A 13,844-nucleotide genomic window follows, 5' to 3' on the forward strand; every position below is an offset into this window, starting at 1 on the left:
CCTCTCTTATCGGAACAAACCGTCTCCGCCAAGCCATTTGGCAAATCTGTCAGCAAGAAGCAGCAAGGCCATATTCACCAGGGAACGGAACAAGCTGACCGCTGTCGAGAATGAGAAATCGGTTGATGACTGGAACGTAATCCGATAGATATATACATCGAGTACTTCCGATACATTTTTGGTAGCGGCATTTGCCAAGTTGAAGATCTGGTCAAACCCGGAAGACATCAATCCACCAACCGAAAGAATAAACATGATTGTGATGGTTGGAAGGATGTTCGGTAAAGTAATTTTGAACATCTGTTGCATACGGGAAGCCCCGTCAATCTGTGCTGATTCATACTGATCCTGGTCAATACCGGAGATGGCAGCCAGGAATATAATCGCGCCCCATCCACTTGATTTCCAGATATCAGTCAACAGCAACATCGGTACAAAGTTGGATTCGGATCCAAGGAAGTTAATCGTTGGCAATCCAAGTAATCCGAGCGCGCTGTTTACCAGTCCGTCATATGCCAGCACATTGATAACTACGCCGGATACGATGATCCAGGACAGAAAGTGAGGGAACGTAAGAACCGTTTGGAACAATTTTTTCCCTCTGCGCATCCGCAATTCATTCAGCAACAACGCCAGAATGATCGGGAACGGGAACTGAATAATCAGTTTCAGAATATTGATGTACAGCGTACGCCATACCGCATCAATAAAGGTTGGATCACGGAAAACATATTTGAAGTTCTCGAATCCGCTCCATGGACTTCCCCAGATGCCCAGGTTGGCCTTGTAATCTTTGAATGCCAGAGACAGGCCACCCATCGGCATGTAGGCAAACAGGATTAGCCAGACAAGTCCCGGAATAAGCAGGGTGTATGTCATTCGGTGCTTCCAGATTTCAGTCCAGAGCGAATTGCCCTTCACGTTTCCCTTCAGCTTTTTGCTAGGTCCTTCGGCTGCAGGTTTCACATTGCATCTCCTCACTCTACTTTGGTCTTGTCGTTGTACAGAAAATCAAACATCGTTCTCAGGTGGTGCTCCCAAAATCTCCATTCATGAGCCCCCGGCGTCTCCACATACCGAAAATCAAAGGCAGTCCCCTGCATGTATTTCGCGAAGTCGCGATTCATCTCTACGAAGGGGTCACAATCGCCACAGCAACTGAGGATATCCGGTAAAGGAACACCCTGTTCCAGCAGCTTGGCCGACAGTGTGTAAATATCCTGATCGGCTTTTACCTGTAAACGTTCTCCAAAAACCGCTTTCATTTCCTTGATCATGGTCGCTGGCATATGGGGATCATGAAGCCGAGTCTGAATATCCGTTACGCCGGATAGAGACACTACTTTTCGATACTTCTCTGGATAAGTTAGTCCACATTTCAGTGCACCATATCCACCCATGGATAAACCGGCGACGTACGTTTTCTCAGGATCAGGATTCAGATTGAGTAGACGCTTGCATACTTCAGGCAATTCCTGAGTGATGTAGTGGAAGTAATTCAGGCCGTATTCCATATCGGTGTAATAGCTTCGATTCGCTTCCGGCATAATGATGGTACAACCATATTGCGCTGCATACATCTCAATTGTGGTTAATCGCTGCCAGGTACTTGCGTTATCGCCCGCCCCGTGCAACAGATATAGTGTACCGCCTGAAGTCTCTCCGGAGTCACTGGACACAACATGTATGCTGGTATTCATGCATAAGGTTGGCGATCCAGTTTCGATCGTTATATGTGCCATAATGTAACCCCTCTCATCATCGCCTGCTGTCTTTACTCATACGTTTCTCTGGCGTTGGATTGCAGGCTGTTGTAGATTCCCTTGTATTACGATGGGTTATCGAAACGATTTTCTCGAATCGTTTCAAAACATAGCCAACGTTGATTCACTTGGTCTTCATTACAACACTTTTAATGTGGAAGCGATTTCTTCGAATCGTTTCGAATAAATCATAAGCCCGATGAGTAAATCCTGTCAATAACCTTTTTACAAATTTCGCGTTATTTTCTCGAAAAAATGCTTTTTTACACCGAAAGTTGCGCCAAAAGACACTATTATTACGAAAAAATGAAATTTTAGTCAGTGTTATTACAACTTTAATTGACACCAAACCAGGTTTATACTAACATGGGTTCTGATTTTGCATTCGAATTACGGAAACGTTTCACCAACCGATTTTACTCAGGTTTCACCTGATATTAGGGAGGTTAATATGTCTGAGCAACTCAAAGGTTTCATTCAAACGATTACTGAGCAACAATTGAACGTTTTCTCCATTCGCATATTACAAAAAGGGCATCTGCTTGCCCATTGGGACAGGGATCGGGATCAACGCCGTGTACAACATTCCATCAGTAAATCCTTTACATGTATGGCTGTTGGTCTTGCGCTTGAAGAAGGTCTCTTACATCTGGATGCCACACTTGGTGATTATTTCACCTATAATCATGTATCCAGTGCTCATCACAATCTCCCATCTCCACGGGAATTGAAGTTACGTGATCTGCTCCGAATGTCTTCCGGTCATGACTCCCCGCCTCTTTGGGCTGATGAACGGGCTTCTTTGACCGAGAAAGATTGGGCAAAACATTATATGTCTCTCCCTCTGGACCGGATGCCCGGAGAACATTTTACATACAGCAGTGGAGATACGTTTATGATCTCAGCCATGCTACAGGCAGCTACCGGCCAAACCGTGAAAGATTACCTGACTCCACGGTTATTTGAGCCGCTTGGCATTCATGATGTGGAATGGGAAACCTCTCCACTGGGGGTAACACTTGGCTGTGCAGGTCTTTGGATAAGCAATGAGGAACTAAGTCGATTTGGACAGTTACTGCTGCAGGAGGGCCTTTGGGAAGGCACACAGCTTGTACCTGCGGATTGGATCAGGCAGGCTACGTCCCAGCAGATCGAAAAGACTGGAGACGGTGATTGGGGAGAAGGGTACGGATATCAGTTCTGGATGTGTTCCCATGGTGCTTACCGCGCCGATGGCGCCTATGGTCAGTTATGCATCATCCTTCCCTCAAAGGAAGCTGTCATATGTATTAATAGTCAGGAAGAAAATATGCAAGGCATCCTGAATGCCGTATGGGATAAGATTTTACCTATGTGCATTCAACCTTAGATTTCATACTCTTCTTTTATTCATATGGAACTGAACCATGCACTGGATACTGAAAACAAAAAAAACGCCACGGGGTTGATAAACCCCCATGGCGTTACTTCTTATCCGTGTTGTGGAAGCTGAGTCATTTCATCTAAACATTGTGCGCATATGTAACGCTCTTTGAACTCGTTGACTTCCTCGATGGATCCGCAGAAAATACATTTTGGACGATATCTCTCCAAGATAATATGGTCCCCTTGTACTAAAATTTCTACAGGATCTCCCTCATTCATTTGATACCTTTTACGCAAAGATTTAGGCAATACGATCCTACCTAATTGGTCAACTTTGCGAACTACTCCAGCTGGCTTCATAGCTACGGCACACCTCTCCTATCTTACTCTAAATTTCTAGGTACATTTGTACTATGTTTATAGATTCGCCAACATTTTGTCGAATCCTGCTGGAAATAAACATTTTTTGTCCTTTTTTTTGAAAAATGTTTTTTTACCGAATTCTAGCCGTTATTTATAACCTCAATTTACCCTTCTAACCCCGGAAAATCGAGCTGACGCAATGCTTCATATACAATAATGGCTGCCGAATTGGATAGATTCAATGATCTAACATCACCAGTCATTGGCATTTTCATGCATGTATCGGGATTCGCAGCAATTAATTCAGGTGGCAGGCCTTTCGTCTCTTTACCAAAAACGAGGAAATCCCCATCCTGAAAATTAAAGTCACTGTAACGGTTCTTTGCCTTCGTAGTTGCGTAGAAGAAGCGACCTTCCGGATATTTTTCCTGAACCTCTTCGAATGAGTCGTGGTATTCAATATGAACGGCATGCCAGTAATCCAGCCCTGCCCGTTTCAATGTAGCATCATCTGTTCGAAATCCAAGTGGACGCACGAGATGCAGATGGGTACCGGTTGCCGCACAAGTACGCGAAATATTGCCTGTGTTCGCCGGAATTTCTGGTTCAACCAGAACGATGTGTAAAGCCATATGTGTTCAATCTCCTTTTCATTTCATGTTGACGACAACCCTCTAATCTTAAAGAAAAGCCCTCCACACGTCAATGTGGAAGGCTCTGGTAAGGCACAACATTAGACACGAAGTTCCATGACACCGTACCTATACTTTTAATTATCCATTTGTCTTCTGGAAGTGGCTCATGAAGTCTGTCAGTGCCTTAACACTCTCATAAGGAGCAGCATTATATATGGATGCACGGAGACCACCCACACTGCGATGTCCTTTCAGACCTACAAATCCTTCTTCCTCCGATGCCTTGATGAACTTCTTCTCCAGTTCCTCGGAAGCAAGACGGAAGGTTACATTCATCAGGGAACGATCTACTGCTTCCACACATCCACGGTAGAAATCGCCGGAAGCATCAATTGTGTTGTAGAGCAATTCCGCTTTTTTCGTATTTTTCTGCTCAATACCAGCCAATCCGCCCTGCTCTTCAATCCATTTCAATACTTCATTCACCATATATACCGAGAAGGATGGCGGCGTATTATACAGGGAGTTATTATCTACATGTGTGCTGTAACGAAGCATCGTTGGGATCGTTTTAGGTGATTCACTCACCAGTTCCTCACGAGCAATCACAACCGTAATTCCGGATGGACCCAGGTTCTTCTGTGCACCCGCGTAGATCATACCGAACTGATTGAGATCGAATGGTTTACAGAAAATATCACTCGACATGTCCGCAATCAGAGGTACTGAACCGGTATCCGGGAACGACTTAAATTGCGTACCTTCGATCGTTTCGTTGGAAGTGAGATGCACATAAGCCGTACGTTCCGGCAGGCTCAGATTCGAAACATCCGGCAATTTCATAAATTTCTCTGCTTCCGAAGATGCAGCAACATGCGTCTCACCGATCAACTTCGCCTCAGACAGAGCCTTCTTGGCCCAGCTGCCAGTCATCACGTAACTTGCAGTCTGCCCTGCCCCAAGCAGGTTCATTGGCAACATCGCAAACTGAGTGCTTGCACCGCCCTGCAAAAACAGAACCTTATATCCTTTTGGATTGCCTAGAAGCGACAACAAACGTTCCTGAGCTTCATTATGTACAGACTCATACACCGCTCCACGGTGTGACATCTCCATAATCGACATGCCTGTATTACGAAAATCTACAAATTCCGCCTGTGCACGCTCCAGTACCTCAAGTGGCAACGCCGCAGGTCCTGCATTAAAATTATACGCTCTTTTTGTCACAAAATCCCCCGCCCTTTCCATCCGTAACTGACATATTAGGTGAATATTATCGCAATGATATCAGTATTCTCTATCTGCTTCAAGAGCAATATGCACTGAAGTGTCCAATTCAGGTCATCAAATTCCTTTATCACCCTGCAAAGTTAAAGCACTACATTGTTTAATTCAAGTAAAAGCCTCCGAGAGCGTATCCCGGAGGCTTTGAGTTGGAACAACTTCTGTTCCGATCCCCGACTGATTAGCAGTCGAAGTAAAGGCTGTACTCGTGCGGATGAATGCGGATCGCTACTGCTTTCGCTTCATCACGTTTGAGGTTGATGTAGTTTTCAATGAATTCTTTTGTAAATACGCCGCCTTCAGTCAAGAACTCGTTATCCGCTGCCAATGCATCCAGTGCTTCTTCGAGGGAAGCTGGCACACTGCGGATATTTTCTTTCTCTGCATCAGACAGGTCATAGATGTTTTTGTCGAGCGGACCATATCCAAGCTCAGTTGGGTTGATTTTACGTTTGATTCCATCCAGACCAGCCATCAACATTGCGGAGAATGCCAAGTATGGGTTAGCTGTGGAGTCTGGTGTACGGAACTCGATACGACAACCTTTTGGTGTCACAGCTGCAACCGGAATACGAACTGCTGCGGAACGGTTACCTTTGGAGTAAACCAGGTTTACTGGTGCTTCGTAACCAGGTACAAGACGTTTGAACGAGTTAGTACTCGGGTTAGTCAAAGCGATCAGTGCCGGAGCATGGTACAGGATACCGCCGATGTAGTGCAGAGCCATTTCACTCAGGTTAGCATATCCCGCTTTGTCATAGAACAATGGGGAATCGCCATCAAAGATGGATTGGTGAACGTGCATTCCGCTACCATTATCACCGAACAATGGTTTTGGCATGAATGTTGCTACTTTACCATATTGACGTGCAGTGTTGTGCACGATGTATTTGTATGCAAGCAGGTTATCTGCTGTTTTCTTCAGTGTATCAAAACGGAAGTTGATTTCGGCTTGACCCGCTGTCGCCACTTCATGGTGATGACGCTCGATCGACAAGCCCGCTTCTTCCAGAAGGCGACACATTTCGCTACGAATATCTTGTTGTGTATCCACTGGTGCTACCGGAACATATCCACCTTTAGTGCGTACTTTGAAGCCCAGGTTTCCGCCTTCTTCTTTGCGGTTGGTGTTCCATGAAGCTTCTTCGGAATCTACGAAGTAGGAAGAGCTGTTTGTGCCGCTCTCATAACGTACATCGTCGAAGATGAAGAACTCGGATTCAGGTGCGAAGAATGCAGCAGTACCTACACCGCTCTCTTGCAAATAAGCTTCTGCTTTTACAGCGATGCTGCGTGGGTCACGCTCATAACGCTCGCCATCCGGAGTGAAGATGTCACACATAACATTCAATGTAGGGTGTGCAGTGAACGGATCGACATAAGTCGCTTCAGGGTCTGGCATCATAACCATATCGGACTCTTCAATTCCGCGGAAACCTTGGATAGAAGAACCGTCAAAAGCTACTCCATTTACGAACGTGTCTGCATCAACAGCCGAAGCTGGCAACGAGATGTGATGTGCACGACCAGCTAAATCTACAAAACGAAAATCTACCCACTCGATGTTGTTCTCTTGAATTGATTTCAATACGTTTTCAACCGACATGTATTCGTCCTCCCAAATATTCCGAACATTAAACAACCCCACTAAAGAAAATGTCTAAATTCGAATTTTTTTCTGTCGTCATTATAAATTTTAAAACCTGACATCGTCAATACTTATGTAAGGTATTTTTTGCGAGTATGTTAGCTATACTCACATTTTATAAATAACCTAAATTCATATAACAACTAGTTTAATATACATTTAACTGGTTTAATGCGGTAAAGCGACCCCTTTTTTATCCTAAATCATGGAAAAAACTTCACATCATAAATGTTTCTTATCACCATTGATTAATAAATACGTTCAAAACTGCAAAATATGCAAAAAACCGAGCATCTATCTGATTTCGTCGCAATAAACGAGAGCAGATGAGATGCCCGGCTGATAAGCCAGACCTTGACTAAGAATTTTTATTAAACGCCTACACGTGCCGGGAAAAATTCTGCCGGTTGTTTGGCTGTGCTGAATGATTTACCCACGATTGGTGCCAATTTCTCCAGATCCTGCAGCAGGTTGGCGAATTGGTCAGGGAACAAGGACTGCACACCATCTCCTGTCATGGAGTTATCCGGATCGGTATGCATCTCAATGATCAGACCATTGGCACCCGCAGCAACAGAAGCTTTCGTCATTGGTTCCACCAGTTCACGGCGCCCAGTACCATGGCTCGGGTCAGAAATAACCGGCAAATGGCTGAGAGACTGCAGAACAGGGATCGCTGACAGATCAAGCGTATTACGTGTGTAGGATTCAAACGTACGAATACCACGCTCACACAGCATAACATTAGGATTACCACCCGCAAGAATGTATTCAGCCGCATTCAACAACTCATCGTATGTCGCACTGAAGCCACGTTTCAACAATACCGGTTTGCCACACTCGCCCAATTTTCGGAGCAGGTCAAAGTTCTGCATGTTACGTGTACCCACTTGCAGAATATCTGCGTACTCGGCGCAAATATCCACATACTCAGGTGTCATGACTTCTGTAATCGTTAGCAGATCATGTTTCTTGCCTGCTTCCGCCATCATGATCAATCCCTCTACGCCCGTTCCCTGAAAGCTGTAAGGACCTGTACGCGGTTTGAATGCACCACCACGCAACACTTGCCCACCAGCAGCTTTTACAAGCCCGGCAATCTCATCAATCTGCGCAGCGGATTCAACTGCACATGGTCCGCCCATGACAACAAGTTCTTTTCCGCCAATATCTACACCTTTGATGGAGATCACCGTATCTTCCGGATGGAAGTCACGACTTGCCAATTTGTACGATTTCGAGATTTTTACAACATTCTCGACACCTTTCATTTGGCGAAGATGCTCTTGCATTTTAGGTTCAACTTTGCCAATCAGACCAATGATCGTACGATCCTCTCCGCGAGAGATATGCACCTGAAGCCCTTCTTTTTCAATAACTGCAACGATATCCTGAATCTGTTCCTCCGGAGTAGCCTTGCCTGCAATAACGATCATATTAATTCCCATCCTTCCTTGTATGAGAGCACAATAATTTCTTATCGTGCGTCTGATTAAATCCAAAAACTCTGTCGCGCTTAAACGCTTGTTCGCTTTTAAGCTTTTATCCGTTAAAGTGAATATACCATAGTTCTCCTATTGCGTCAAGATACACATTCCTTATCCATGTATTAAAAAAGAACCCCGCTCCACAGCACCAACATAGGTTCTGCATAACAGGATTCTTCTTATTCACATCTTGTTTGTAATCCACATACACTTCGACTTACATTTCCTTCGCCCTACGGTGTACGTGTTTTTTCTCTGACTGGAGGCAACAATTTGCTCATGTTCACGGTACGCTTGATCTCCCAAGTCTCCGGCTTGTCATGCTCATACTGCTCCAGGTAAAGGATGACTTCCTTCGTAATCGGTGTTGGTGTTGATGCACCCGAGGTAACCGCCACCTTATTAACACCTTTCAGCCATTCTTGCTGAATCTCGGAGACATCGGATACACGGTAGGCCGTCACACCTGCAATCTCCTCAGACACTTGTGCCAGACGGTTAGAGTTATTGCTGCGAGGATCACCCACAACGATAACCAGATCCGACTGTCCCGCCTGTTCAGCAACAGCTTCCTGACGAACCTGAGTTGCGAGACATATCTCATTATGAATCTCTGCGCCCGGAAACTTCTCCAGCAGACGGCTCATAATGTGTTTGATATCCCACTGGCTCATCGTGGTCTGATTCGTAATAAGGATTTTGCCTGAAGGTACGTTCAGTTCTTCGATCTCTTCTTCCTTCTCGATCAGATGAACGAGATCTGGTGCAACACCTACAGCACCTTCTGGTTCCGGATGATTCTTTTTGCCAATATAGATGATCTGATAACCTTCTGCCGTCTTCTCCCGAATGAGATCATGTGTCTTGGTGACATCAGGGCATGTTGCATCCACTGTTGTCAAACCTTTATCCCTTGCCAGCTTACGCACTTCAGGAGATACACCATGAGCTGTAAAAATAATCGTGCCACTCTCTACTTGGCTCAAAATATCCATCCGGTTCGGACCGTCCAATGTAATAATACCTTCATCTTCAAAGGAATCCGTCACATGTTGGTTATGCACAATCATACCCAATATATAAATAGGTCGTGGTAAATCCAGATTGCGTGCCGCTTGACGCGCGAGCACCATCGCATCCACAACGCCGTAACAATATCCCCGCGGCGAAATTCGCAGTACTTCCACTTGGTTGCCACCCGCTTTCTTTCTCGGCAACGTTGCCGATGTAATTGCAGTCCTCTCTATTATACCTTTATTCGATAGGCGGAGCAAAGACAACCGGCAACCAGATAATAAAGGTGGTTCCTTCTCCACGTCTGGTCACAACCTCAACTGATCCGTGGTGTTCCTCAATAATCCACTTCGCAATCGAAAGTCCCAGTCCTATGCCCGGTGTAGCCCCACGAGATTCATCTGCCCGATAGAAACGATCAAAGATGAACGGCACTTCGTCCCGATCCATCCCAATACCGGTGTCGCTGATGCGTAGTCCAACCTGACCTTTGTATAATACGGCATCCAGCGTCACAGAGCCTTCAGGTGTGTATTTAAACGCATTTTCGATGAAAATGAACAACATCTGTTGCAGATAGTCCTTGCTACCGTTAACATAAATGCCGTTAAGGACGGAAAAATCTCCTGGATTCCAGTCTGCCTCACGATCCAAAAATTGCGCTCTGCGTGCCACTTCCTGTACGAGAATTTGCAGCGGGATCGGATTCAGTTCAATCTTCTGCCCCGTGTCCGCTCTCGCCAGGGATAACATGTCGCTGATCAGCCTGCTCATACGTTTTCCCTCGTCGGCCATATCTTCAATGGCTTCCAGCGACATTTGTTTGACGGTCTCCTCGTCCAGATTCGGTCTGTCGGTTCCCTCCTGATCCCACAGCTTTTTCAGGAAGTCTACGTTCCCGCGAATGGTGGTCAGCGGCGTACGCAATTCATGCGATGCATCGGATACAAAGCGGCGCTGGGCAGCATTCGTCTCCTCCAAACCACGGAATGACAATTCGGTACGTTCAAGCATATTATTAACCGTTTCAATCAGACGCCCGATCTCATCCTTAGGCCCCGCATATTGAATGCGTACACTTAAGTCATCTCCCGATTGAATCTGATTGGCGGCATCAATGACATTCACAAGCGGACGCATCGACTTGCGGGCCAGAACGAGACCTGAGGTTATGGCCAATGCCATGGCCACCAGCCAACCAAAGACCAGAATATTAAGCAATGCCTCCAGCAATCGCTCCTGTGAACTTACATTGGCCCCTACCTGAAGGATTCCACGTACTTCGTTGGTACCCTGAAGAGAAAGGGGAAGCTGATTCACCAGAAACGGTGTCCCATCCACATAAATTTTGGATATCCCGCGCTCTTTAAGTATCTCATTGGCTTTTAATACTGGAAACTGAATCCCCAATTTCTCCATATTACCGGAAATTCTGCCTGATCGGCTCTGATAATCCCAGAGCTGAATATAGATTTGTGCCTCCTGAAGCTGACTCTCTGTAAATGGGTCCAGATCCAGCGACTGTGAAAGAGGATTAACACCAATCTGTTCCGTAATTCGGGTACTCTTCACCTTCAATTGCTGTTCGACTTCCTGGTAGGAGTTAAAATAAACAAAGGCATAGATTACAACGCCCCAAAAGATAAGAACAGCCGCCAAAATGCCAGAATACCATGCGGTTAGTCTTAACCGGATGGACATATCAGGAGTCACCTCTCAGAATATAGCCGGCTCCCCGGATGGTCTGGATTAGACGCTTGCCACCGTATTCTTCTGTCTTCTGTCTGAGCATGGCAATGTACACTTCAAGCACGTTAGACTCACCGCTGTAATCATAACCCCAGATTTTATCCATAATCAGATCACGGGACAGTACCCGTCTTGGATTTTGCATAAACAGATTCAACAGCTCAAATTCCTTGGCCGTCAGCTCCAGGCGTTGCCCATCTCGGAATACTTCACGTGAGTCATTATCCAGAATGATATCTTCATACATTAAGCGGTTGTCCGGCGTGCCCGCACTATCTGACTTGCGGCGCAGCAATGCCCGGACACGTGCCAATAATTCTTCCAGCGCAAAAGGTTTTACAAGGTAGTCATCGGCTCCCGTGTCCAGTCCGGTTACCCGGCTCTGTACTTCATCCTTGGCCGTCAGCATCAATACAGGCACTTTGCTGCCCGCTTCTCTTAATCTGCGGCATACCTCAAATCCATCAATCTGCGGCATCATTACATCCAGCACAACGATGTCCGGTTCCTTATCCATCAGTTTGCTGAGGCCTTCGGCTCCGTTGGAAGCGGTCTGTACCTCATATCCTTCAAAAGCCAGCCCCCGGCGGAGCATGGATACAATTTTTTCGTCATCATCCACAATTAAAATAGTTGAGCGCATGGTCTTTCTCCTTTATCCTAACGTTTTATCCCATTGTAACAGGCAGAAGCACAATCTGCATCTTCATGTAGACGTCTTCAATCCGTCCTGGTCCATGGTAACCCTGCATCATCAGGGCAAAAAAAACGGAAGGGCCTTCAAACCCTTCCGTTCTGCCAATCCTTACTCGATATTAAGGTTGTTGCTGCTGTTGTGTATCTGTAGTTTGTGAAGTATCAAAATCATTTTTATTGCCGATTTTAATTTTCAGATCCATTTTTTTACCGTCACGCACCACGTTTAATGTCACTTCACTGCCAATTTCCTGTTTCTTGATAAAATCAATCAGATCCTGACTTGTGGCGTATGGTGTACCGTTGGCACCTGTGATGATGTCGTATGCACGAAGATCTGCTTGGTAAGCTGGTGATTGGAAGATCGTGCTGGCAACGACAGAACCTTCGGTGATGTCTGTTCCCATTTGTTTAGCAACTTCAGGCGTGAGAGCCATCAGAGATGCACCGATAAATGGTACTGGCTCTTTGGGAACTTCTTTGTTCTCTTTGAGATATTTAACGGCTTCAGAGATAACGCTCGACGGGATCGCAAAACCAATTCCCTGTGCATCTGCGCTTACGGCAACGTTCATTCCTATAACTTCCCCATTCAGGTTAAGCAACGGACCACCGGAGTTACCCGGATTAATCGAAGCATCTGTTTGCAGCAAATGGCTGTACTCACGTGTTTTTCCTGTTTCTTCATCTGGAATGCTGATCGTACGTTCTTTGGCACTCAGCACACCTGCTGTAACCGTGTGTTCGAATCCTTCAGGGTTACCGATCGCTACAAGCCACTCACCGACTTGAGTACTATTGGAATCACCCAGTGGGGCTACAGGGAATGCATCGTCACCACTGTTTTTCTCAATTTTCAATACAGCTAAATCCAGATCGAAGCTGCTTCCCAGCAGTTTAGCTTCATAAGGTTTACTGTTGTTCTCCAGGGTTACCTGGATTACATCTGCACCCTGAACTACGTGTTGATTCGTCAGGATATATCCTTCTTTGTCAAAAATAAATCCGGAACCAATGCCCATAGGCACAAGCTGATTACTACTTTGTGGTTGCTGGCTTTGGCCTTGATTGCCTTCCGTTCCGCCCCCATTGCCAAAGAAGTATTGGTACAACGGATCACTTGTATTCGATCCACCCTGACCCAACCCTGTACGTGAGGACTGCTTTGCGAGTGTTTCGATTTTGACGACAGCTGGACTTGTACTTGTCACTACGGAAGAAACATCTTCTTTGCCTGTTGGCAGTAACGACGCTGTCACATTGTTGCCTCCGCCTGTGTTGGTGGACGCTTCCTGTCCTGAGCTTTGATTAGCTGTGTTCGTAAGTGCGGTCTCCGGTGTGAACATGTTTGTTCTATCGGCTGTGTACATCAGAACGGTAATGACCAGCATGCCGGCAATAAAAGAGAACAACAGTGATCTTACGGAAGAACGCGGCTTGCGGTTATTATAGTTCCAGTTGCCTTTGCCGCCATTACCTTGATCTCCACCGTTACCTGAGCCGTTTCCGCCGCCTCCCGATGATCTTTTCGCTTGCTCGGATGATTCACTATTATAGTAAGTAGGTACGGGTCTCACCGGATCAGGTTTTGTAATCTCTACATTGCCTTCTTCACGTTGATTATTGCTTCCCATGTGATTTGCTGTATCTTCCTGATTCACGGACTGAAAAGGTCCATAAGAATAATAATAGGAGGATTCGTCCGTTCCGGAAGAATTGCGATTCTCCGTTTGTTTGGTTTCGTTTTCCTCGTCTTGACGGTTCGATCTATAATTGCGTTCGTCCATGCCTCTCTACCTCCCAATCTCTTATTCCCAAGAGATATTCTTTAACTGTCCTT

Annotated in this window: 12 protein-coding genes; 1 reads left to right on the plus strand and 11 read right to left on the minus strand. The window is 45.8% G+C overall.

Features of this window, described 5'->3' with window-relative positions; genetic code table 11:
* Positions 1 to 6 precede the first annotated feature (6 nt).
* Complete coding sequence (locus ACE3K2_RS27545) at positions 7 to 966, minus strand: ABC transporter permease (protein ID WP_017689585.1); 960 nt, start codon at positions 964 to 966, stop codon at positions 7 to 9.
* Between the two features lie 11 nt (positions 967 to 977).
* On the minus strand, positions 978 to 1,742 hold the full coding sequence (locus tag ACE3K2_RS27550) for an alpha/beta hydrolase (RefSeq protein WP_421897646.1): 765 nt from the start codon (positions 1,740 to 1,742) through the stop codon (positions 978 to 980).
* Between the two features lie 472 nt (positions 1,743 to 2,214).
* On the opposite strand from ACE3K2_RS27550, the gene ACE3K2_RS27555 reads away from it, so the two are divergent.
* Positions 2,215 to 3,132, plus strand: coding sequence for a serine hydrolase domain-containing protein (locus ACE3K2_RS27555; protein WP_421897649.1), 918 nt, complete (start codon positions 2,215 to 2,217; stop codon positions 3,130 to 3,132).
* Between the two features lie 101 nt (positions 3,133 to 3,233).
* Here ACE3K2_RS27555 and ACE3K2_RS27560 read toward each other — a convergent pair whose 3' ends face one another.
* The 9 genes from ACE3K2_RS27560 to ACE3K2_RS27600 all read right to left on the minus strand — a co-directional run bounded on the left by ACE3K2_RS27560 (position 3,234) and on the right by ACE3K2_RS27600 (position 13,791).
* Complete coding sequence (locus ACE3K2_RS27560; RefSeq protein WP_036610032.1) at positions 3,234 to 3,488, minus strand: AbrB/MazE/SpoVT family DNA-binding domain-containing protein; 255 nt, start codon at positions 3,486 to 3,488, stop codon at positions 3,234 to 3,236.
* 167 nt (positions 3,489 to 3,655) lie between these two features.
* Positions 3,656 to 4,123 carry a tRNA (uridine(34)/cytosine(34)/5-carboxymethylaminomethyluridine(34)-2'-O)-methyltransferase TrmL gene (trmL, locus tag ACE3K2_RS27565; protein WP_421897652.1) on the minus strand — a complete coding sequence of 156 codons (468 nt, stop codon included), beginning with the start codon at positions 4,121 to 4,123 and terminating at the stop codon, positions 3,656 to 3,658.
* 141 nt (positions 4,124 to 4,264) lie between these two features.
* Positions 4,265 to 5,353, minus strand: a complete 1,089-nt coding sequence (gene serC / locus ACE3K2_RS27570) for a 3-phosphoserine/phosphohydroxythreonine transaminase (RefSeq protein WP_421897655.1) — start codon at positions 5,351 to 5,353, stop codon at positions 4,265 to 4,267.
* A 238-nt stretch (positions 5,354 to 5,591) separates the two neighbouring features.
* Entirely contained in the window at positions 5,592 to 7,016 is a 1,425-nt protein-coding gene (glnA, locus tag ACE3K2_RS27575; RefSeq protein ID WP_421897658.1) for a type I glutamate--ammonia ligase, read from the minus strand.
* A gap of 413 nt (positions 7,017 to 7,429) precedes the next feature.
* Positions 7,430 to 8,494 carry a 3-deoxy-7-phosphoheptulonate synthase gene (gene aroF, locus ACE3K2_RS27580; protein ID WP_036610039.1) on the minus strand — a complete coding sequence of 355 codons (1,065 nt, stop codon included), beginning with the start codon at positions 8,492 to 8,494 and terminating at the stop codon, positions 7,430 to 7,432.
* A gap of 284 nt (positions 8,495 to 8,778) precedes the next feature.
* Entirely contained in the window at positions 8,779 to 9,732 is a 954-nt protein-coding gene (locus ACE3K2_RS27585; protein WP_017689593.1) for a 4-hydroxy-3-methylbut-2-enyl diphosphate reductase, read from the minus strand.
* A 67-nt stretch (positions 9,733 to 9,799) separates the two neighbouring features.
* Positions 9,800 to 11,260 carry a sensor histidine kinase gene (locus ACE3K2_RS27590; protein ID WP_421897663.1) on the minus strand — a complete coding sequence of 487 codons (1,461 nt, stop codon included), beginning with the start codon at positions 11,258 to 11,260 and terminating at the stop codon, positions 9,800 to 9,802.
* A gap of 1 nt (position 11,261) precedes the next feature.
* Positions 11,262 to 11,951: a response regulator transcription factor gene (locus tag ACE3K2_RS27595; RefSeq protein ID WP_421897666.1), complete on the minus strand. Its 690-nt coding sequence runs from the start codon at positions 11,949 to 11,951 to the stop codon at positions 11,262 to 11,264.
* 172 nt (positions 11,952 to 12,123) lie between these two features.
* Complete coding sequence (locus ACE3K2_RS27600) at positions 12,124 to 13,791, minus strand: S1C family serine protease (protein ID WP_421897669.1); 1,668 nt, start codon at positions 13,789 to 13,791, stop codon at positions 12,124 to 12,126.
* Positions 13,792 to 13,844 lie beyond the last annotated feature (53 nt).

This window comes from Paenibacillus sp., assembly GCF_048976745.1.
In the GTDB taxonomy this organism is placed as follows: domain Bacteria; phylum Bacillota; class Bacilli; order Paenibacillales; family Paenibacillaceae; genus Paenibacillus.